Source organism: Pectobacterium nicotianae (assembly GCF_023272715.1).
GTDB classification, from domain to species: Bacteria; Pseudomonadota; Gammaproteobacteria; order Enterobacterales; family Enterobacteriaceae; genus Pectobacterium; species Pectobacterium brasiliense.
Genome location: NZ_CP096821.1, coordinates 2,621,534 through 2,641,087, shown reverse-complemented (window position 1 = coordinate 2,641,087; position 19,554 = coordinate 2,621,534). Strand labels below are relative to the sequence as shown.

The 19,554-nt window shown below is 51.8% G+C and carries 20 protein-coding genes; 11 read left to right on the top strand and 9 right to left on the bottom strand.

What is annotated here, in order from left to right:
• Nucleotides 1-119: 119 nt before the first annotated feature.
• From sdaA to pabB, 3 genes are all read right to left on the bottom strand, one after another.
• A complete protein-coding gene (sdaA, locus tag MYB54_RS11905) occupies nt 120-1,484 on the bottom strand; it encodes an L-serine ammonia-lyase (protein WP_039496103.1) in 1,365 nt (454 codons plus the stop codon).
• Nucleotides 1,485-1,879: 395 nt separating this feature from the next.
• Nucleotides 1,880-2,473 (bottom strand): CoA pyrophosphatase, encoded by a 594-nt coding sequence (locus MYB54_RS11900; RefSeq protein ID WP_205567059.1) that lies wholly within the window; start codon nt 2,471-2,473, stop codon nt 1,880-1,882.
• On the bottom strand, nt 2,470-3,912 hold the full coding sequence (gene pabB, locus MYB54_RS11895) for an aminodeoxychorismate synthase component 1 (RefSeq protein ID WP_248720809.1): 1,443 nt from the start codon (nt 3,910-3,912) through the stop codon (nt 2,470-2,472). The genes MYB54_RS11900 and pabB overlap by 4 nt, the downstream gene beginning before the upstream one ends.
• 143 nt (nt 3,913-4,055) lie before the next feature.
• Between pabB and MYB54_RS11890 the strand changes: the two genes are divergently transcribed.
• Entirely contained in the window at nt 4,056-4,304 is a 249-nt protein-coding gene (locus tag MYB54_RS11890) for a YoaH family protein (protein WP_039275178.1), read from the top strand.
• A gap of 47 nt (nt 4,305-4,351) precedes the next feature.
• Here the strand turns inward: MYB54_RS11890 and MYB54_RS11885 are convergent, their stop codons facing one another.
• Complete coding sequence (locus MYB54_RS11885; RefSeq protein WP_248720808.1) at nt 4,352-4,696, bottom strand: RidA family protein; 345 nt, start codon at nt 4,694-4,696, stop codon at nt 4,352-4,354.
• A gap of 229 nt (nt 4,697-4,925) precedes the next feature.
• Here MYB54_RS11885 and yoaA point away from each other — a divergent pair, with 229 nt between their 5' ends.
• The 5 genes from yoaA to rnd all read left to right on the top strand — a co-directional run bounded on the left by yoaA (nt 4,926) and on the right by rnd (nt 11,607).
• A complete protein-coding gene (yoaA, locus tag MYB54_RS11880) occupies nt 4,926-6,845 on the top strand; it encodes a DNA repair helicase YoaA (RefSeq protein ID WP_039496115.1) in 1,920 nt (639 codons plus the stop codon).
• A gap of 115 nt (nt 6,846-6,960) precedes the next feature.
• A complete protein-coding gene (tsaB, locus tag MYB54_RS11875) occupies nt 6,961-7,662 on the top strand; it encodes a tRNA (adenosine(37)-N6)-threonylcarbamoyltransferase complex dimerization subunit type 1 TsaB (RefSeq protein WP_205604886.1) in 702 nt (233 codons plus the stop codon).
• A gap of 99 nt (nt 7,663-7,761) precedes the next feature.
• Nucleotides 7,762-8,385 carry a Slp family lipoprotein gene (locus MYB54_RS11870; protein WP_010275504.1) on the top strand — a complete coding sequence of 208 codons (624 nt, stop codon included), beginning with the start codon at nt 7,762-7,764 and terminating at the stop codon, nt 8,383-8,385.
• A 201-nt stretch (nt 8,386-8,586) separates the two neighbouring features.
• A complete protein-coding gene (fadD, locus tag MYB54_RS11865) occupies nt 8,587-10,272 on the top strand; it encodes a long-chain-fatty-acid--CoA ligase FadD (protein ID WP_014915302.1) in 1,686 nt (561 codons plus the stop codon).
• A gap of 210 nt (nt 10,273-10,482) precedes the next feature.
• Nucleotides 10,483-11,607, top strand: coding sequence for a ribonuclease D (gene rnd / locus MYB54_RS11860; RefSeq protein WP_205604885.1), 1,125 nt, complete (start codon nt 10,483-10,485; stop codon nt 11,605-11,607).
• 270 nt (nt 11,608-11,877) lie between these two features.
• On the opposite strand, the gene minE is transcribed toward rnd, so the two are convergent.
• Genes minE through minC form a run of 3 tightly spaced genes read right to left on the bottom strand, consistent with a single transcriptional unit; the run spans nt 11,878 to nt 13,670 of the window.
• Nucleotides 11,878-12,147 (bottom strand): cell division topological specificity factor MinE, encoded by a 270-nt coding sequence (minE, locus tag MYB54_RS11855; protein WP_005968801.1) that lies wholly within the window; start codon nt 12,145-12,147, stop codon nt 11,878-11,880.
• 3 nt (nt 12,148-12,150) lie between these two features.
• Nucleotides 12,151-12,963 (bottom strand): septum site-determining protein MinD, encoded by an 813-nt coding sequence (gene minD, locus MYB54_RS11850; protein ID WP_010299911.1) that lies wholly within the window; start codon nt 12,961-12,963, stop codon nt 12,151-12,153.
• Nucleotides 12,964-12,983: 20 nt separating this feature from the next.
• Nucleotides 12,984-13,670, bottom strand: a complete 687-nt coding sequence (gene minC, locus MYB54_RS11845) for a septum site-determining protein MinC (RefSeq protein WP_039500867.1) — start codon at nt 13,668-13,670, stop codon at nt 12,984-12,986.
• 136 nt (nt 13,671-13,806) lie between these two features.
• Here minC and MYB54_RS11840 point away from each other — a divergent pair, with 136 nt between their 5' ends.
• The 4 genes from MYB54_RS11840 (at nt 13,807) to MYB54_RS11825 (ending at nt 16,066) form a co-directional block, all read left to right on the top strand.
• A complete protein-coding gene (locus MYB54_RS11840) occupies nt 13,807-14,064 on the top strand; it encodes a YcgL domain-containing protein (protein ID WP_039464169.1) in 258 nt (85 codons plus the stop codon).
• A 342-nt stretch (nt 14,065-14,406) separates the two neighbouring features.
• Nucleotides 14,407-15,063 (top strand): fumarylacetoacetate hydrolase family protein, encoded by a 657-nt coding sequence (locus MYB54_RS11835; RefSeq protein ID WP_010275479.1) that lies wholly within the window; start codon nt 14,407-14,409, stop codon nt 15,061-15,063.
• A 119-nt stretch (nt 15,064-15,182) separates the two neighbouring features.
• A complete protein-coding gene (gene ycgN, locus MYB54_RS11830) occupies nt 15,183-15,629 on the top strand; it encodes a cysteine cluster protein YcgN (protein ID WP_248720807.1) in 447 nt (148 codons plus the stop codon).
• 239 nt (nt 15,630-15,868) lie between these two features.
• Nucleotides 15,869-16,066, top strand: coding sequence for a DNA polymerase III subunit theta (locus MYB54_RS11825; RefSeq protein WP_010275471.1), 198 nt, complete (start codon nt 15,869-15,871; stop codon nt 16,064-16,066).
• Between the two features lie 202 nt (nt 16,067-16,268).
• Here the strand turns inward: MYB54_RS11825 and dsbB are convergent, their stop codons facing one another.
• Nucleotides 16,269-16,799 carry a disulfide bond formation protein DsbB gene (dsbB, locus tag MYB54_RS11820; RefSeq protein WP_039286627.1) on the bottom strand — a complete coding sequence of 177 codons (531 nt, stop codon included), beginning with the start codon at nt 16,797-16,799 and terminating at the stop codon, nt 16,269-16,271.
• A 195-nt stretch (nt 16,800-16,994) separates the two neighbouring features.
• Entirely contained in the window at nt 16,995-18,575 is a 1,581-nt protein-coding gene (gene nhaB / locus MYB54_RS11815) for a sodium/proton antiporter NhaB (protein WP_205592799.1), read from the bottom strand.
• A gap of 230 nt (nt 18,576-18,805) precedes the next feature.
• Between nhaB and fadR the strand changes: the two genes are divergently transcribed.
• The gene (gene fadR, locus MYB54_RS11810; RefSeq protein ID WP_010275449.1) at nt 18,806-19,525 is read left to right on the top strand and encodes a fatty acid metabolism transcriptional regulator FadR; all 720 of its coding nucleotides are present in this window, start codon (nt 18,806-18,808) and stop codon (nt 19,523-19,525) included.
• The last annotated feature ends 29 nt before the right edge of the window (nt 19,526-19,554 follow it).

The following is a 19,554-nucleotide window of genomic DNA, read 5'->3' as shown; positions in this document are numbered from 1 at the left end:
ATAAAAATGCCTTTGCTATGATATTCAGGTAGTCATGTCTCAAAAAGAAAGCACCGAAGGTATGAACGTTCGGTGCTTTTTTGTTTACGGGCTACAAACCCGTATGTGATGAAAATGAATTAATCACACTGCACTTTAATCGCCAGTCCGCCCCGTGAGGTTTCGCGGTATTTAGCGTTCATGTCTTTACCCGTTTCGTACATGGTTTCAATCACCTTATCCAGCGAGACGCGTGCTTCGCTGGTGCGGCGGGTTGCCATGCGGGCGGCATTAATCGCCTTAACGGAAGCAATCGCGTTACGTTCGATGCACGGAACCTGTACTTGGCCAGCGACCGGATCGCAGGTTAAGCCCAGATTGTGTTCCATGCCGATCTCGGCGGCGACGCAAACCTGTTCCGGGCTCGCACCCATCAGCTCTGCCAGTCCAGCGGCGGCCATGGAGCAGGCGACGCCCACTTCGCCCTGACAGCCTACTTCAGCACCGGAGATAGAGGCGTTCATTTTGTACAGAATGCCTACCGCGCCTGCCGCGAGGAAGTAACGAATATAAATGGTCGGGCTAACCGGCTCGATGAAGTGGTCGTAATAAGCGAGGACCGCAGGGACGATACCGCATGCGCCGTTCGTTGGCGCGGTAACCACACGGCCACCTGCTGCGTTCTCTTCATTCACCGCCAGCGCGAACATATTGACCCAATCCACCACGTTCATCGGGTCATTGGACAGCTTATCGGAAGACACCAGCATACGGCGCAGCGCAGAGGCACGACGTGGCACGCGCAACGGGCCGGGTAAAACACCTTCGGTGTTCATGCCGCGATCGATACAGGCACGCATCGTCTGCCAGATATCGGCAAAGTAAGCGTCAATTTCCTGACGGCTATGCAGCGCCAGCTCGTTACGCATTACCATCCCAGAAAGCGACAGGCCACTTTGTTTGCAGTGATCCAGCATCTCTTTGGCGGAATTGAACGTATAGGGAACGGATACATCCGTGGCGCTGTCTTTGCCAAAATTCTCTGCATCGACGATGAAGCCACCGCCGATGGAGTAATAGGTTTTGCTATAAATTTCTTTATTGCCGGCAAAGGCGGTGATAGTCATGCCGTTTTCGTGCAGCGGCAGATTTTCACTGCGGAAAACCATGCCACCTTCGCGTGGGAAATCTACCTCGTGCTGCCCGTTAGCCAGTAGCAGGCGTTCGCGTTGCTCAACATCGCGGATGAAACCGGGAATGGCATCAATATCAACGGTATCCGGCATGTTGCCCGCCAGTCCCATAATGATAGCGATATCCGTATGGTGGCCTTTACCCGTCAGAGACAGCGAGCCATACACATCGACGGCAATGCGCGTGGTGGCGGTCAGTCGATCCTGGGTGATCAATTCATCGACAAATTGCTTACCGGCTTTCATCGGTCCAACCGTATGAGAGCTAGAGGGGCCAATACCGATCTTAAACATGTCGAAAACGCTTATCACGCGAAACTCCTCAAAGACTCAGGGTCGTACCCACTCTTTATTATCCGATCGCCTGCATCCGGTTCCTTCATCATAATCAGATAGTTATGCTGCGAATTATCTGATGATTTCGGTTCCAGCGAGACATGACCTGAATTTTAGTGGATATATACCCAAAGATTAGAATAAAACTCGTCAAATCGCGCTATTGTAGTGTGGAATATGTTGTGTGGCTTTCTTTTTCGCATGAAATAAACTTATGTCATCACATAATTTAACTTATCCTAAATGTGAGTTAAGTCATTGTAAATTCTATAACTGAGTGCTTTTTGATCGCAAAGGCCGCTTTTTAAATAAGGATATTTAGCGAGGGAAAAGAAGTGGTGAGCCAAAAGCCGCTGAACGCGGCATTGAGCTTAGGGCCTGTCGGAAATCTGTAAGGCGAGCTGGTGGATGATGGCGGCGGTTAGCCCCCAGACAAACTGCTGCTGATACCAGGAAAGATAAACCCGATGACGCTGCTGCTTGCGCTCAATATCCAGTGGGTAATAGCGTGTCAACGCGAAGGCCTCGTCCAGCGGCATTTCAAACAGTTCAGCGACTTCGTCTTCATTGGGATGAAAGCGAGTCTGTGGGGCGATCAGCCCGACAACCGGTGTGACCTGAAATCCACTGACGCTGTCCAGCGGCGGTAATATGCCCAGCACCTGGACGTTTTCCGGTGGGATAGCCACTTCTTCTTGCGCTTCACGCAGCGCTGTTTCGATGATGGAACGATCTTCTTTATCCGCCGCCCCGCCGGGGAACGCCACTTGTCCAGCATGCTTACGCAGTTCGGCAGAACGTCGGGTCAATAACAGCGTGGGCGTAGGGTGACAAATAATCGGCACCAGAACCGCAGCCTGACGCTGCTGGTGCACAGGCCGCAGCGATGGCGGAAGCTGTAACTGAAAGCGCGTAATAAAGTCGTTCAGCGCAAAAGCCGTTGGCGGCAAGGCGATCTCACTCATTTATTCGGTACCTGAATTGTCTGGGATCCATCCAGCAGGGGAAGGATGCGACCCACTTTATCAAACGTTTCCTGATATTCAGCCTGTTCCTGACTGTCGGCGACGATGCCGCCGCCCGCCCAGCAGTAAATTCTGCCACGTTCGGTGAGTAACGTCCTGATGGTGATATTAGTATCCATGGTGCCGCACAGGCTGATGTAGCCGACGCTGCCGCAGTAGGCATTGCGGCGCTGAGGTTCCAGTTCTTCAATAATCTGCATCGCGCGGATTTTGGGCGCGCCGGTAATCGAACCTCCGGGGAAACAAGCGCGTAATAGCGTGGTTGCAGGGCAATCTTCCGGTAGCAGTGCTTCAATGGTGCTGACCAGATGGTGCACCGCGGGGAAAGGTTCGACGACGAACAGCTCCGGTACGCGGACGCTGCCCGGCACCGCGACGCGACCGATGTCGTTACGCAGAAGATCGACAATCATCAGGTTTTCTGAGCGATCTTTCTCTGAATTAGCGAGCCGCACCGCCTGTTGTTTATCAGCCTCCGGGTCTGCGAGACGCGGCAGAGTGCCTTTAATCGGGCGGGTTTGAATTCGGTGATTTTCCAGCCAGAGAAAACGTTCCGGCGATACGCTGATGACGGTATTTTCCGGCAGACGGAGGAAGGCGGAAAAGGGCGCCTTATTGCCTGCTGACAGTCGTAAAAATGCCTGCCATTCATCACCATCGTAAGCCGCAGAAAAGCGCTGCGCCAGATTGACCTGATAACAATCCCCTGCCAGAAGGTAGTCCTGTATTTTGCGGAATTTTTCGCCGTATGCCTCGCGTGACATATTCGGCTGCCAATTGCTGGTGAGGCTGAAATCGGTTTTCGGAGTATCAACGGGCGGATTGGCGAGCCAGTCGAGCCGTGCCTGAAGGGAATGATGTACGATCAGCGTTAACGTCTGCCGATGGTGATCGGCAACCAGTGCCCAGTCGTAGAGACCCACCGCTATATCCGGCAAATCGATATCTTGCTCGGCCTGTGCGGGCAGTGTTTCAATCTGTCGTCCTAGATCGTAGCCGAACAGGCCAAGTGCGCCTCCCTGAAAAGGGAAGTCAGGGTGTGTTTCCGTGGTCAACGCGAGTGAATCAAGCTGCTCTTGCAGTATAGCAAAGGGATCGCCGTCCACGATACTCGTTACACCGTCACGCATGATTTCCGTTTTGCCTCCGCGCGTGCAAAGTGTGGCTCGCGGATCAGCAACCATAATATCGAAGCGATTATGCGGATGATCGGCAAACCCGGAATGCAGCAACATCGCCCACGGCTGTTGGGAAAAGGGCGCAAAGCGATCGAGTAGCACGGTCGGATAGTAAGGCAGCGAGTGATAGAGAGCGGCAGAGCCCGTCGCGTTAGTCGAATCGCTGGTGTCGGTTACGTGAGTCGTATTGGCGGCAGTCATGTTCTTCGTGTTGTGTCTACAGTATGGCTATGTTGATAGCGCGTCGATTTTCCTGCCCACAGCGTACCACAAAGCAGAAATGCTGGTGTATGCCGAAGCGGGCATGCGATGATACGTGCGAATTTACCAACTAGGAAATTATCATGATTGCAGGTATGCCCGCGCTGACGCATAAGCAGCAGCAAGAGGCCGTTGAGCGTATTCAGGAACTCATGTCTGAGGGTATGAGCAGCGGCCAGGCGATAGCACAGGTTGCCGCGGAGATCCGTCAGAATCATCAGGGTGGCAACGTCGCGGTGATGTTTGACGAAGATGATGACGCATTTAATGACAGTAATGACAGCGACGAAGAACACCATTTTGACGATGGTGAAGAAGAGGAAGAGCAGTAAGAACAGTAACCACCTTTCTTCCTCTTCAGATTATCTAAGACGATAGCTTATATTGCCGCAATCGCTTTGATTTCGACTTTGAATTTTGGGTGCATCAGCTTAGCCTGCACGGTGCAGCGTACCGGTGCGCTGCCCGCCACGACCCAGGAGTCCCACGCGGCGTTCATCGCGGCAAAATCATCCGTATCGACGAGAAAAATTGTCACGTCCAACAGTTTGCTTTTATCCGTTCCCGCCTGTTGCAGGATCGCATCTAACGCGGCCAGCGCGTTTTCCGTTTGCGCCTGTGCGTCATCATCCAGATTTTCCGGCACGCTGGTGTAATAGAGCGTGTTGTTGTGGATGACGGCGTCTGACCAGCGGGCTTCAGGATTAATTCGTGTGATCGCCATGAGGTGGGGTTTCTCCATTGTGGTGATAATTAAAAATTGTGGGGATAGTTAAAATAGTGACATCAATCAATACCAGCCGCCAAGCCTAACACAGCAGGTTGCGGCACGCTTTCCTGATTTAAGGTGGTAGCGTCGGGTGACTCTTGGCATAATCAGCGCGATATTTTGCCACGACCTGAAACGGTTAGCGGCTTACAGATACAGCATTCCCTTGAACAAGAGAGCAGGCGTGACGAACGATCGTGTAATTGATGATTTTGCTAATGACGGCGTGCTGGCCAAAGCGATCACCGGCTTCAAACCGCGTGAACCACAGCGGCAGATGGCGCAGGCCGTCATGCGGGCCATCGACGATAAAACAGCGCTAGTGGTGGAAGCGGGAACCGGAACCGGTAAAACCTATGCCTACCTTGCGCCCGCCCTGCGTTCAGATAAAAAAGTCATCATTTCAACCGGCTCGAAAGCGCTACAGGATCAGCTCTATAGCCGCGATTTACCGACGATTGCGCAGGCGCTGAAGTACAAAGGCAAATTAGCGCTGCTGAAAGGTCGCTCGAATTACCTCTGTCTGGAACGGCTCGAACAGCAATCGCTGGGGGGCGGTGATTTACCCGGTGAAACGCTGAGCGAACTGGTTCGGCTGCGCGGCTGGTCATCGGAAACGACGGAAGGCGATGTCACGACCTGTTCAGGCGTCGCGGAAGACAGCGCGATCTGGCCGTTAGTGACCAGCACCAACGATAACTGTCTGGGCAGCGACTGTCCGCACTATAAAGAGTGCTTCGTGGTGAAAGCGCGGCGCAAGGCGATGGATGCCGATATCGTGGTGGTTAACCATCATCTCTATCTGGCCGATATGGTGGTGAAGGAGAGCGGTTTTGCGGAGCTGATCCCAGAAAGCGACGTCGTCATTTTCGATGAAGCCCACCAGATTCCCGATATCGCCAGCCAATATTTCGGCCAGCAGCTTTCCAGTCGGCAACTGCTGGATCTGGCGAAAGACATCATCATTGCTTACCGCACCGAAGTGCGCGATGCCTCTCAACTGCAAAAAAGTGCCGATCGCCTGACGCAAAGTACGCAGGATTTTCGGCTGGCGCTGGGCGATCCGGGGTTTCGCGGTAATCTGCGTGATGTGCTCGAACAGCCGTCGCTTCAGCGTGCGCTGGTGCTTCTGGATGATGCGCTGGAGCTGTGTTACGACGTCGCGAAACTGTCACTCGGGCGTTCAGCGCTGCTGGATGCCGCTTTTGAGCGCGCCACGCTCTACCGCAACCGCCTGAAACGGTTGAAAGACGTGCAGTTACCAGGTTACAGCTACTGGTACGAGTGTAATTCACGTCATTTCGTGTTGGCGTTGACGCCGCTGTCTGTCTCCGATCGCTTTCGTGAACTGATAAAAGAGAAGCCTGCGGCCTGGGTGTTTACCTCGGCGACCTTGTCTGTCAACGATCAACTTTTCCACTTCACCGATAGGCTGGGGCTGGATAACGCGAATACGCTCCTGTTACCCAGCCCGTTTGATTATGCCAATCAGGCGCTGCTCTGCGTCCCCCGTCATTTACCGGAAACCAATCGTCCCGGTGCGGCGAAAAGGCTAGCAGCAATGCTGCGGCCGTTGATTGAGGCGAATCAGGGGCGCTGCTTTATGCTGTGTACCTCACATCAGATGATGCGTGATTTGGCGGCTGAATTCCGCGCCACGTTGACGCTACCAGTGCTGTTACAGGGTGAAACTGGCAAGGCGCAATTGCTGTCGCAGTTTGTGGCGGCAGGTAATGCCTTGCTGGTGGCGACCAGCAGCTTCTGGGAAGGGGTGGATGTGCGTGGCGATACGCTCTCCTGCGTCATTATCGATAAACTGCCGTTTACCTCACCGGACGATCCGCTGCTGAAGGCGCGTATTGAAGACTGCCGCCTGCGCGGTGGTGAGCCTTTCGACGATGTGCAGGTTCCTGATGCGGTGATTACCCTGAAGCAAGGCGTGGGTCGCCTCATCCGTGATGTTGAAGATCGCGGTGTGATTGTGATTTGCGATAATCGACTGGTGATGCGTCCGTATGGTGCCGTATTCCTTAACAGCCTGCCGCCGACGCCGCGTACTCGCGATATCGGACAGGCGATTAATTTCCTGACGCGTAACACATAATTCCCAACTGGTGATTGCCACATGGGTCTGACCGATGGCGGAAGGGCTGCGGCACGACAGGGGCTTATGCTATGATACGGGTTGTTAAGATTTATTTATCCTGCCTGAGGTTGGCATGTCTACGCGAATTCTAGCGCTTGATACCGCAACGGAAGCCTGTTCCGTCGCACTCTGGAATGAAGGTGAAATTCATTCTCTGTTCGAAATTTGTCCCCGTGAACACACACAACGTATTCTGCCGATGGTTCAGCAGGTGTTGGCCGACAGCGGCCTGACGCTCAAAGATCTCGATGCGCTGGCCTTTGGTCAGGGGCCGGGAAGTTTTACCGGCGTGCGAATTGGCATTGGTATTGCTCAAGGTCTGGCGCTGGGAGCGGATTTACCGCTGCTGGGCATCTCGTCTCTGGCGACCATGGCACAGGGTGCTTTCCGCCAGACGCAGGCCACGCGAGTGCTGGCGGCCATTGATGCGCGGATGGGAGAAGTCTACTGGGGTTGCTATCAGCGTGATGCTGACGGCGGCTGGCAGGGTGAATCTGAGGAAGCCGTCTTGAAACCTGAACAGGTGCAGGCGTTAACTGCCGATCTGTCTGGCGAATGGGCTACGGTAGGCACCGGGTGGGAAACCTATCCTGAACTGGTCAGCCATGCTTCTCTGGTGTTAGCAAAGGGTGACGTGCTGCTGCCGCAGGCGCAGGACATGTTGCCGCTGGCCTGTCAGCTATGGCAGGCAGGCAAAGCGGTCAGCGTCGAGAATGCACAGCCGCGCTATCTGCGCAATGAAGTGACCTGGAAAAAGCTGCCCGGCCGCGAATAACAGAATGCACATTCGGCGTGAAGTATGCCCGTCATAAACAGCAACTTATTCAATGCTGAGCAGTCTAACTATCAGATGTCTGGTAGAGGGGGTTGTGCCATGCGTGTACAGATAAAAAGTATGCAAATGAAAAGTCTGTATCTGAATCAGAAAAAAGCACGCCTCGGTATAGTGGCGGCTACAGCGCTGCTGCTGTCAGGCTGTGTCACGGTGCCGGATGCGATTAAAGGCACGTCGCCAACGCCGCAGGACGATCTGGTGCGTGTGATGAATGCGCCGCAGATTTATGTCGGTCAGGAATCACGCTTTGGCGGACGGGTGGTCAGCATCCGCAATGAAGCGAATAAAACGCGGTTGGAAATTGCCAGCATGCCGCTGGATAGCGGCGCGAAACCGCTGCTGGATATGCCGTCAGAAGGGCGCTTTATCGCCTATGTGAATCGCTTTCTGGAACCTGTCGATTTTAAAGACCAACTGGTCACCGTTGTCGGGCCGATTGTCGGCACCGAACAGGGCGCTATCGGGGATAAACCCTATCGCTATGTCGTGATCGACGCGCAAGGCTACAAACGCTGGAATGTCGTGCAGCGCCTGATGGTACCACCCGGCGGCTATGGCCCATGGGGATGGCGTGCGGGTTACGGCTACGGCTGGGGGCCCGGATGGGGATTTGACGGCGGGTGGTCTGGTCCGGCACGGATTGAGAATGTCGTGACAGAATAAGAATCTACTCAGCAGGACTATTGAGATCAGGCGACGGAGGTTGCCTGATTTTTTTTGAATAAAGAATAAATTAGTGATCGATCTCGCAACCTTAACATTGTTTGTTAGCTAACTGGTAGGCTGAGTTAAAATAATGTTAATAACAATAAGCCTCTGAGGGCGACGACGATGCCACTAAAAAAATATCTCGGGAGTGACGTCTTGGAAAAAATTTGGTTATCACGCTATCCGGCGGATGTGCCGGCGGAAATCGATCCGGATCGCTATTCGTCGTTGATTGAGATGTTCGAAAGTAGCGTGAAGCGTTATGCCGACAGACCTGCATTCGTCAACATGGGTGAAGTGATGACGTTTCGTAAGCTGGAAGAGCGGAGTCGGGCGTTTGCGGCCTATTTGCAAAACCAGCTTAAATTGCAAAAGGGCGATCGTGTCGCGTTGATGATGCCCAACCTACTGCAATATCCCGTTGCACTGTTTGGCGTGTTGCGCGCGGGTTTGGTGGTCGTCAACGTTAACCCATTGTATACACCGCGTGAACTGGAACATCAGCTAAAAGACAGCGGCGCCAGCACGATTGTTATCGTGTCTAACTTTGCGCATACGCTGGAAAAAGTCGTTCATAACACGGCGGTGAAGCACGTAATCCTGACCCGTATGGGAGATCAGCTCTCCACGGCGAAAGGGACGCTGGTCAACTTCGTGGTGAAGTATATTAAGCGACTGGTGCCTAAATACCATCTGCCGGATGCGATATCGTTCCGTCGTGTTTTGCAGGAAGGACGGCGTCAGCAGTATATTCGTCCCGACATCATCAATACCGATCTGGCATTTCTGCAATATACCGGCGGCACCACGGGCGTCGCTAAAGGTGCCATGCTCACGCACCGCAATATGCTGGCGAATCTCGAACAGTGTAAAGGGGCATACGGCGCTATTCTGCAAGAAGGGAATGAGTTGGTGATCACGGCGTTGCCGCTCTATCATATTTTCGCGCTCACGGTGAACGGCCTTTTGTTCCTTGAACTGGGTGGTAAGAATCTGCTCATCACTAACCCCCGCGATATCCCGGCGGTTGTGAAGGAACTGAAACAATACCCGTTCACGGCTATCACCGGCGTCAATACGTTATTTAACGCGCTGCTTAACAACAAAGAATTCCACGAGCTGGATTTCTCAACGCTGCGTTTAGCGGTGGGCGGTGGGGCATCGGTGCAGCAAGCGGTGGCAGAACGTTGGGAAAAACTAACGGGTAAACATCTGCTTGAGGGATATGGACTAACGGAAAGTTCACCTCTGGTGGCCGTAAACCCCTACGATCTCAAACATTACAGCGGCAGTATTGGGCTACCGGTGTCATCAACGGACGTCAAAATCATTGACGATGACGGCAACGACGCCGGGCCGGGGGAATCCGGCGAGCTGTGGGTACGCGGGCCGCAGGTGATGTTAGGGTACTGGCAGCAGCCTGCTGCGACGGATGAGGTGTTAAAAGACGGTTGGCTGGCAACGGGTGACATTGTCACGTCTGATGATGAAGGATTCCTGCGGGTCATCGACCGTAAGAAAGACATGATTCTGGTTTCCGGCTTTAACGTCTATCCGACGGAAATTGAAGATGTGATCAGCCGTCATCCCAAAGTATCCGAATCGGCGGTGGTCGGAGTGGACAATGAGGTCTCCGGCGAGGCAGTCAAAGCTTTTGTCGTCAGACGCGATCAGTCGTTAACGAAAGAGGAACTCACTACCCACTGTCGCCGTAATCTTACGGGCTACAAAGTGCCGAAAGAGATCGAATTCTGCGACGATTTGCCAAAATCTAACGTGGGGAAAATCCTGCGCCGCGAATTACGTGGCGAGAAGAAGGCGAAGAAAGACGCCGCCGCCTGACGATTTTCCACGAAAACGACTGCCAGAGAGAGGCAGGACGCGATATGATGTTTTCACGCCGGTTTATCCGGCGTTCTTTTTTATGGCGAGCTTGTACTCGTCACCCTATGGGCCGTCGCTTGCGACGTTAAAAATGTCCGCCGGGAATTTTTACGGCGATACGGATTTGACCCAGAACCGTAAAGTAAAAACAACCAAGAGAATGACGTTTTGAATTATCAGTTGATCACTTCCGACATCGGGTTACAACAGGTTTGCTCCCAGGCGCGACGCTTTCCGCAGGTGGCATTGGACACGGAGTTCGTCAGAACCCGCACGTATTACCCGCAATTAGGGTTGATTCAATTGTATGACGGCGAACAGCTTTCACTTATCGACCCGTTAACGATTACCGACTGGGCACCCTTTCAGGCGTTACTGCGTGACGAACAGGTCACTAAATTCCTGCATGCGGGCAGCGAAGATCTGGAAGTGTTTCTCAATGCGTTTGGCACGCTGCCGACGCCTTTCATCGATACACAGATTCTGGCCGCATTTTTAGGCAAGCCGCTTTCTTATGGATTTGCTGCGCTGGTGGCCGACTACATGGGCGTGACGCTGGATAAAAGCGAGTCGAGAACGGACTGGCTTGCTCGTCCGCTGAGCGAAAAACAGTGCGATTACGCCGCTGCTGATGTGTTCTATCTGCTGCCGATGGCCATTCAACTGGTGGCGGATACGGAAGCCGCGGGGTGGATGAACGCGGCGCTGGATGAGTGTCTCCTGCTGTGTCAGCGTAAACAGGATATTTTGGCACCGGCACTGGCCTATCGCGAATTTGGCAACGCCTGGCAGCTGCGTGGCCGACATCTGGCTTGCCTTCAACGTCTGGCTGAGTGGCGCTTGCGTAAAGCGCGTGAGCGAGACAGCGCGGTGAATTTTGTCGTACGTGAAGAGAACCTGTTGCAGGTGGCGCGTTGTCTGCCGACTTCGCTGGGTGAACTGAGCTCGCTGGGGCTGAGCGGCCCGGAAATTCGCTACCACGGCAAAACGCTGCTGGATTGTGTTGCACAGACGGAGGGCCTTGCTGACGCGGATTGTCCACCGCCGGTGATTAATTTGATCGACTATCCCGGTTATAAAAAAGCGTTTAAAGATATCAAAGTGCTGGTGCAACGTGTGAGTGAACAGAGTGGATTATCCGCCGAGCTATTGGCTTCACGTCGCCAAATTAATCGTCTGCTGAACTGGCACTGGAAATTAAGCGGGCAAGATGCAGGAATGCCGGAAATGTTGTCTGGCTGGCGTGGCCAGTTATATGGCGATGAACTGCGTGAAATTGTGCAGGGTTATTAATCACCGATAAACACGTCTTATCAATAAGCCTTATTTGCTGTGATGATGCAATCATGAAAAAAAGCAGCAAATAGGGTGATAAGAATACGGTGAAAAACAAAAGTAAGAAATAAAAGACTGGCTAAATATACAGTTTAATGTAAATCATTTGGGTATTACGCAGGTGGAACGGAGAGGCAAAAATACCGATGATTTACTGACGTCAGTCATTTGAATGTATGCGGAATAGATATCCCCTACGTAAAAGCAGGGGATATCACAGCAGAAAAATCATTTAGGCGTTTCTTCCGCTTCCGGTAATGTAACGTTCAACTCAAGCACGGAAATATCATCTCCTTTTTGCTCAAGCTGAACCGTCACCATCTCAGGATCAATCTGTACATATCTACAGATAACCTCAAGAATGTCTCGCTTTAATTGCGGCAGATAATGGGGCTCGCTATCTCCCCGGCGTCGCTCCGCGACAATAATTTGCAGCCGTTCCTTGGCAATATTGGCTGTCGTTTTTTTGCGGGACAGAAAGAAGTCCAGTAAAGCCATAATTTATCCCCCAAAAAGTCGTTTAAGGAAACCCTTCTTCTCTTCTTCAACAAAACGGAAAGGACGCTCTTCACCAAGCAGACGTTCAACGGTATCCGCGTAGGCTTTACCTGCATCGGCTTCCGCATCCAGAATGACGGGTTCGCCCTGGTTAGAGGCGCGGAGTACGGATTGGTCTTCTGGGATCACGCCAACCAGCGGAATTCGCAGAATTTCAAGAACGTCTTCCATGCTCAGCATGTCGCCACGGCTTACCCGGCCTGGGTTGTAGCGCGTCAACAGCAAATGCTCTTTGATCGGATCTTCAGAACGCTCTGCACGACGTGATTTCGAAGACAGAATGCCCAGAATACGGTCGGAGTCGCGAACGGAAGAGACTTCCGGGTTGGTGGTGATAATCGCTTCGTCAGCGAAATAGAGCGCCATCAACGCACCCGTTTCAATCCCGGCGGGTGAATCACACACGATAAAATCAAATTCCATGTCGCCCAGATCGTTGAGCACTTTCTCTACGCCTTCATGCGTTAACGCATCTTTATCACGCGTTTGCGACGCTGGAAGAATGTAGAGATTATCCGTTCTCTTATCTTTGATCAGCGCCTGATTCAGCGTGGCATCACCCTGAATAACGTTGACGAAGTCGTACACCACGCGACGCTCACATCCCATGATCAGGTCGAGGTTACGCAGACCAATGTCAAAATCGATGACAACCGTCTTTTTTCCTTTCTGGGCTAAACCGGTAGCAATGGCCGCGCTTGATGTGGTCTTGCCAACGCCCCCTTTACCCGATGTAACAACAATGATGCGTGCCATAAATGTTTCCTTGGGAGATTCTAGTCTAGAGGTTTTATCGTTAAAACATTGTCCAGCTGGTTCAGATTGATCCGTGCTGGCTGCCCAAAATACGGTTCAGGAATCTGATCACTCAGCCAGTAACGGCCAGCAATCGAGACCAGTTCTGCGGCCAGATGCGTACAGAATATCTGGCTCTGAACATCGCCAGAAACGCCTGCAAGGGCTCGGCCGCGCATCATGCCGTAAATATGAATATTGCCATCGGCAATTACCTCAGCACCCGCGCTAACGCTGCTTGTGATGATTAAGTCACTGTTCCGGGCGTAGATCTGTTGGCCGGAGCGAACGGGGGTGCTGATGACTTTCGTTTTCACCGCAGCAGGAACGGCGGCGACGGGTTCGACTACCCGGCGTTGTGCTTTACCTTCGCTCAGAAGGGGAAGCCCCGCCTGCGCAATGGTTTTCTTTAATGCGTCGTCGGTACATCCGCTGACGCCAACAACATGCAGGCCGGTTGACGAAATGGCCTGCTGCAATTTTATCCAGTCGGTTTCCGCTGTTAATGCAGCAACATTAATGACAACGGGGGCATTTTTCAGGAAAGCAGGCGCTTGCTCTATTTTTTCCTGTAGTGCCTGGTAAATTACCTCGGGTTGGGAATCATGCAAATGAACAACCGATAAGGTAAAGCTGCTGCCTTTTAGCTCTATTGGCGTTTGTGACATCTATCCTGACTCAGTTTCAGCATCTTTTAATCCCTAGAGTAACATTTAAGGCATGATATTCCAGAGCGCTGTAAGCATGTTATAGTCACAATTATATACAGGCAAGATGGCATTCCCATCAAATAGAGTAAAAAAAATGTTTTGTGTGATCTATCGAAGTGCTAAACGCGATCAGACCTATCTTTATGTTGAAAAAAAAGACGATTTCTCACGTGTGCCGGAAGAATTAATGAAAAGTTTCGGCGTGCCGCAGTTAGCCATGGTTTTACCGCTGGATGGGCGTAAAAAACTGGCGAATGCCGATATAGAAAAAGTGAAACTTGCGCTACAGGAACAGGGCTTTTATCTGCAAGTTCCTCCACCGGTCGAGAGCTTATTAAACACGCCGGTATAAGTGTAAAAAAATAATACCAAGGCGTACTTTCAGATAAAGCCGCAAACATAATTTAGCGTGGAATATCTCAGCCGTTTGCAGGATATTCCGCGCGATAAATATTCACTTTTTGAGTTTTACCTCGCCACAATTTAATTGTTTCCCTTTTGGATGGGATAGGGCTTCGTTTCTCCCTCATAGGCTCCCCAGCCTCGCTCACCTGAAATCTGTTGGGGTAACCCCCGCTGCGATGATATAACGATGGTTTTGCACCATCGTGTTCTTATATAGCTGTTTTCCTTTTGGTCGTGTTCTGTGCCACGAAAGCAGCGATAATCCAACAGACAGGGCAGGAGAATACCCATGTATCAACACAGAGACTGGCAGGGCGCGCTGCTTGATTTCCCCGTAAATAAAGTCGTTTGCGTCGGGAGCAACTACTCAGAACACATCAAAGAAATGGGCAGCGCGACCCCGAGCGAGCCCGTTTTATTCATCAAGCCTGAAACCGCACTGTGTGACTTACGCCAGCCCGTTGCCATCCCTAAAAATCTGGGTTCGGTTCACCACGAAGTCGAACTGGCTGTGCTGATCGGTACGCCGTTAAAGCAGGCGAATGAAGAACGCGTTGCTCGGGCGATTGCGGGTTATGGTGTGGCACTGGATCTGACGCTGCGTGATTTGCAGTCCGACTTCAAAAAAGCGGGTCAGCCGTGGGAAAAAGCCAAAGCGTTTGACGGTTCCTGCCCGATCTCCGGTTTTATTCCGGTTGCCGAGTTTGGCGATCCGCAGCAAACCGATCTGGGTGTAAAAGTGAATGATGAAGTGCGCCAGCAGGGCAACACGCGTGATATGATTACGCCGATTCTGCCGCTGATTGCTTACATGAGTCGTTTCTTTACGCTGCGCGCGGGCGATATTATTTTAACGGGTACGCCAAAAGGGGTCGGTCCGATCCTGTCTGGCGATATGCTGACGATTACGGTCAATGACCGGACGTTAAGCACGCGTATTATCTAACGCTCCCCTGGCTGCCCGTGTTGAAGACGGGCAGCAGTATTTCCCCGCCGCGCCCGCCAGAATCACGTATCTTTATTTACAACGCTATCGATTTAACAACTAAGGTAACTGGAAGAGACATGACTGAACGCCCTTTTTGGCAGCAAAAAACGTTGTCTGAGATGTCTGACGATGAATGGGAGTCGCTGTGCGATGGCTGCGGTCAGTGCTGTTTGCATAAACTGATTGATGAGGATACGGAGGAAATCTACTTTACCAACGTCGCCTGTAATCAACTGAATATTAAAAGCTGTCAGTGCCGTAACTATGAGAAACGCTTCGAATACGAGCCGGACTGCATCAAGCTAACACGCGAAAATCTGCTGACGTTTAACTGGCTACCCGCGACCTGTGCTTATCGCCTGATTCATGAGCGTGAAGATTTACCGCAGTGGCACCCGCTGGTCTGTGGTACTAAAACGACGATGCACCGTGAGCGTATCTCCGTGCGCCATATCGCCGTGCGTGAGAGTGAAGTGGTGGACTGGCAGGACCACATTTTAAATAAACCTGAGTGGGCGCGATAGTTTCTGTTCGGCGCCAGGCGGTTATCTGGTTAAAACAAGAAGCCCCCTCAATCTGAATCACTCAGAAGAGGGGCTTTTTATCGGGGGCGATAATCAGCGTGCATTCGTCGTCCCCTCTGCTTTTTGCCTGTCACTTCACATTTCTCTTTTTCATTGTGCGAATCATGCTGTCATCTCCGGCACAAATCATGACGTGTTGTATAATTTTAAAGCAGTTAAACCAGAAGGAGGGAGAGCATGTGATTAACTTTGAGAAAATCATTCTTGAGTACAGCGAGCAGTACACCGATTTTGCTGCCTCCACCATTGCTTTTATGGAAAGTCAGGAAAAAAAGATCGACGCAGATGAAATATCACGAAGAATCCCGCAGGAAAAAAGACCTTTTTTTAACGAAAGATTAGGTCACTATCGCGATATCTACCGACCACAGCAGTGAGGGGTAGCACAAGCCTGTGAAGCGTAGAAACAGTTACCAGAAGCCCGACATATTGTCGGGCTTTTCGGCCTATACCCGTCATACTTCAAGTTGCATGTGCGTTGGCTGCGTTCAGTCACCCGAATCACTTACTTGAGTAAGCTCATCGGGATTCCTTCGCTTGCCGCCTTCCTGAAACTCGAATTATTTAGGGTATATATAATTAACGGCTGAAGAGGTCGCGACGCTTGGGGCGGAAAGGTTGAGCGATCAAGACCAGCACGGCAATCAACAGATAAGCGGCGAAGATACCAAGCAGCCATTGTGGCATTTCCATGGAAAGGAATTCCCACTGACGTACTGAGCAATCACCTGTCGCATTGAAAATGGCCGGAAGCCATTTGTCCAAAGGCAACCATGACGGGAAGCTGACAAAGAAATCACAGGTGGTAAACGGCGACGGATTTAACAAAATATCCGTGTGTTTCCATGCCAGTCGGACCCCTTCGTAAGAACTGTATATCCATAGCGCGATGGCTGGGTAACGCAACGCCGTTGATGGCGCGATGGCACCAACAATACCTGCCGCGAACACGCCCCACAGCGCACAGCGCTGATAGATACACAGCACGCACGGTTTTAATAACATCACATGCTGAAAATAGAGCGCGGTCAATTCCAACGCTAAAGCAGTAAACGCCAGCAGCAGCCACGCACCACGCCCGCGTGAGCAACGATTAAGAAATCGCAACATAAAAATATTCCATGCTAAACATGATTAAAGCAGCAGTGTAAACCGTTCAGGCTTCACTGCCATCATTTCACTGTGCAAAACGTAACGATATGTTTATTTGATGCTTTTTCTGTCATTTTACGGCGGCGAAAATCGTATTGATAACATCATCAAGGCCGAAATTGTCGCTGCCGCGATTACTATACACGATCGTGATTATGAGTGACTGCCCGATATGGTCAAGTCTGGCAAAGAAATCCATTGTTTATTCATCAAAAAGTCGGTGAACGGTACCAGCGTGAATTCAACGCAAAGTAACCCGACTAGGGTCATCACAATGGTATAAGGCAATGCCATGATCACCATGCGCCCGTAAGATAAACGGATCAGCGGTGCCAGAGAGGACGTCAGCAAGAACAGAAACGCCGCTTGCCCATTCGGCGTGGCGACGGAAGGCAGATTGGTGCCGGTATTGATCGCGACAGCGAGCAACTCAAACTGGGGTAGCGAGATTTTGCCGTTTTCAAAGGCGTTGCGCGCTTCGTTAATATAAACCGAGCCAACGAAGACATTATCCGATATCGAGGAGAGCAGGCCGTTGAACAGATAAAACTGCGTCAGCTGCGCGCTCTCAGAAGATTGCAGGACGTAGTGGATAATCGGTGAAAACAGCTGCTGGTCGATAATCACCGCGACGATCGCAAAGAAGACCGTCAGCAGCGCGGTAAACGGCATGGCATCCTGAAACGCTTTACCAATGGCATGTTCTTCGGTCACGCCGCAGAACGTCGTCGCCATAATAATCACGGAAAGGCCGATCAACCCGACCTCAGCCAGGTGAAACGCCAGCGCGACGATGAGCCAGACGCCAATCACCGCCTGCACGAGCAAACGCGCTTTATCCTGCGGCGTGCGCTTTTCTGTCATTTCCCGATCGTAATCCTCAAGCACGCGGCGCACGTTGTCTGGCAGGTTTACGCCGTAGCCGAAGAGTTTAAAACGCTCAACCAGCACGCAGGTCAGAATACCGCAAATAAACACCGGGACAGTCACGGGTGACATACGCAGGAAGAAGCTGACGAAATCCCAGCCTGCGCTTTTCGCGATAATCAGGTTCTGAGGTTCACCAACCATGGTCATCACGCCGCCGAGTGCTGTACCGACGCCAGCGTGCATGAGCAGGCTGCGCAAGAATGCCCGGAATTGCTCCAGCGTACGATGATGCTCCTCGCTGCTTAGCGCGCTGTCATCGCTGATATCGGCCTCGTCTTCACCCTGTTGGGAAGCGAAGCGGTGATAAATACCATAAAACCCGATAGCGACGCTGATAACAACGGCAATCACGGTCAGCGCATCAAGGAACGCGGAAAGAAAGGCAGCGGCGATACAGAAAGCAAGTGAAAGCAGCGTCTTGGAATGAATGCGCAGCAGCAGTTTGGTAAACACAAAGAGCAGCAGTTGCTTCATGAAGTAGATGCCTGCCACCATAAACACCAGCAGCATGAGGACTTCAATATTCCCCGTGACTTCATGCCATACCTGCTGCGGGCTGGTCATACCGATGAGAATGGCCTGTAGTGCCAGCAGGCCGCCAGGCTGTAACGGATAACATTTCAGCGCCATGCCTAGCGTAAAAATAAACTCCACGACGAGTAACCAACCGGCCCAAAACGGGCTGACAAAATAGAACAGCAGCGGATTAATCAGCAAGAAGCAAAAAATAGTCAATTTGTACCAGTCTGGCGCGTATCCCAGAAAATTTTTTAACAGCGTGCGGTGAAGGGGCTGGCCGATCATAATGGAAGGAGAATCCTTATTCGTTAGAATAGTTTGATGGTTTTTATCATATCGTAAAAACTTTACAAACGGGCAGAAGTCTACCGTTCTACGCCGCGAGAGGGCGGTTTGCAGTCACAATTTTTCATTGAAATGGTTCGGTGCCCGAGTGCGGCGCTATATCATGATTCTTTCGTCTGGTATTATGACTTGGCTTTTTTCGGCAATCACCGCTACGGATTATCAAACACATGGTTATAAAGGCGCAAAGTCCGGCTGGATTCGCGGAAGAATACATTATCGAAAGTATATGGAATAACCGCTTTCCTCCTGGCTCTATTTTGCCCGCGGAAAGAGAGCTTTCCGAACTGATTGGCGTGACCCGTACTACCCTGCGTGAAGTACTTCAGCGCCTGGCCCGCGATGGCTGGCTGACGATACAGCACGGGAAACCCACAAAGATTAACAACTTTTGGGAAACCTCCGGGCTCAATATTCTGGAAACGCTGGCGCGACTCGATCACGATAGCGTGCCGCAACTGATTGATAACCTGCTGGCCGTGCGCACCAACATTGCCGCGATTTTTATTCGGACGGCGCTACGCCATAATCCGGAAAAAGTGCGGGATGTATTAACTCAGGCAAGTGCGGTAGACGATAGCGCGGAAGCCTTTGCGCAGCTTGACTACAACGTGTTCCGAGGTTTGGCCTTTGCCTCTGGCAATCCGATTTATGGTCTGATCCTGAACGGCCTGAAAGGGCTGTATATTCGCGTAGGGCGTTACTATTTCTCCAATCCGGAAGCCCGCAAGCTGGCGGTGAATTTTTACGGTCGGTTGGAAACGTTGCGCAGCGAAGAACTCTACGATCAGGTGATGGATGTCGTCAGGCATTACGGTAAAGAAAGTGGGGCGATCTGGCACAGTATGCAGAGCGCGATCCCACGGGATATCGCGGAAGTACGCCGCTAAGACTCATACCGCTGCGTCATTGTGAAATA

Bases quoted from the DNA above. Each gene is read 5' to 3' on its own strand.
- MYB54_RS11900 (WP_205567059.1), bottom strand. From the start codon at position 2,473: ATGAGTGAGATCGCCTTGCCGCCAACGGCTTTTGCGCTGAACGACTTT.
- pabB (WP_248720809.1), bottom strand. From the start codon at position 3,912: ATGACTGCCGCCAATACGACTCACGTAACCGACACCAGCGATTCGACT.
- MYB54_RS11890 (WP_039275178.1), top strand. From the start codon at position 4,056: ATGATTGCAGGTATGCCCGCGCTGACGCATAAGCAGCAGCAAGAGGCC.
- MYB54_RS11885 (WP_248720808.1), bottom strand. From the start codon at position 4,696: ATGGCGATCACACGAATTAATCCTGAAGCCCGCTGGTCAGACGCCGTC.
- tsaB (WP_205604886.1), top strand. From the start codon at position 6,961: ATGTCTACGCGAATTCTAGCGCTTGATACCGCAACGGAAGCCTGTTCC.
- MYB54_RS11870 (WP_010275504.1), top strand. From the start codon at position 7,762: ATGCGTGTACAGATAAAAAGTATGCAAATGAAAAGTCTGTATCTGAAT.
- minE (WP_005968801.1), bottom strand. From the start codon at position 12,147: ATGGCTTTACTGGACTTCTTTCTGTCCCGCAAAAAAACGACAGCCAAT.
- minD (WP_010299911.1), bottom strand. From the start codon at position 12,963: ATGGCACGCATCATTGTTGTTACATCGGGTAAAGGGGGCGTTGGCAAG.
- minC (WP_039500867.1), bottom strand. From the start codon at position 13,670: ATGTCACAAACGCCAATAGAGCTAAAAGGCAGCAGCTTTACCTTATCG.
- MYB54_RS11840 (WP_039464169.1), top strand. From the start codon at position 13,807: ATGTTTTGTGTGATCTATCGAAGTGCTAAACGCGATCAGACCTATCTT.
- MYB54_RS11835 (WP_010275479.1), top strand. From the start codon at position 14,407: ATGTATCAACACAGAGACTGGCAGGGCGCGCTGCTTGATTTCCCCGTA.
- ycgN (WP_248720807.1), top strand. From the start codon at position 15,183: ATGACTGAACGCCCTTTTTGGCAGCAAAAAACGTTGTCTGAGATGTCT.
- dsbB (WP_039286627.1), bottom strand. From the start codon at position 16,799: ATGTTGCGATTTCTTAATCGTTGCTCACGCGGGCGTGGTGCGTGGCTG.
- nhaB (WP_205592799.1), bottom strand. From the start codon at position 18,575: ATGATCGGCCAGCCCCTTCACCGCACGCTGTTAAAAAATTTTCTGGGA.
- fadR (WP_010275449.1), top strand. From the start codon at position 18,806: ATGGTTATAAAGGCGCAAAGTCCGGCTGGATTCGCGGAAGAATACATT.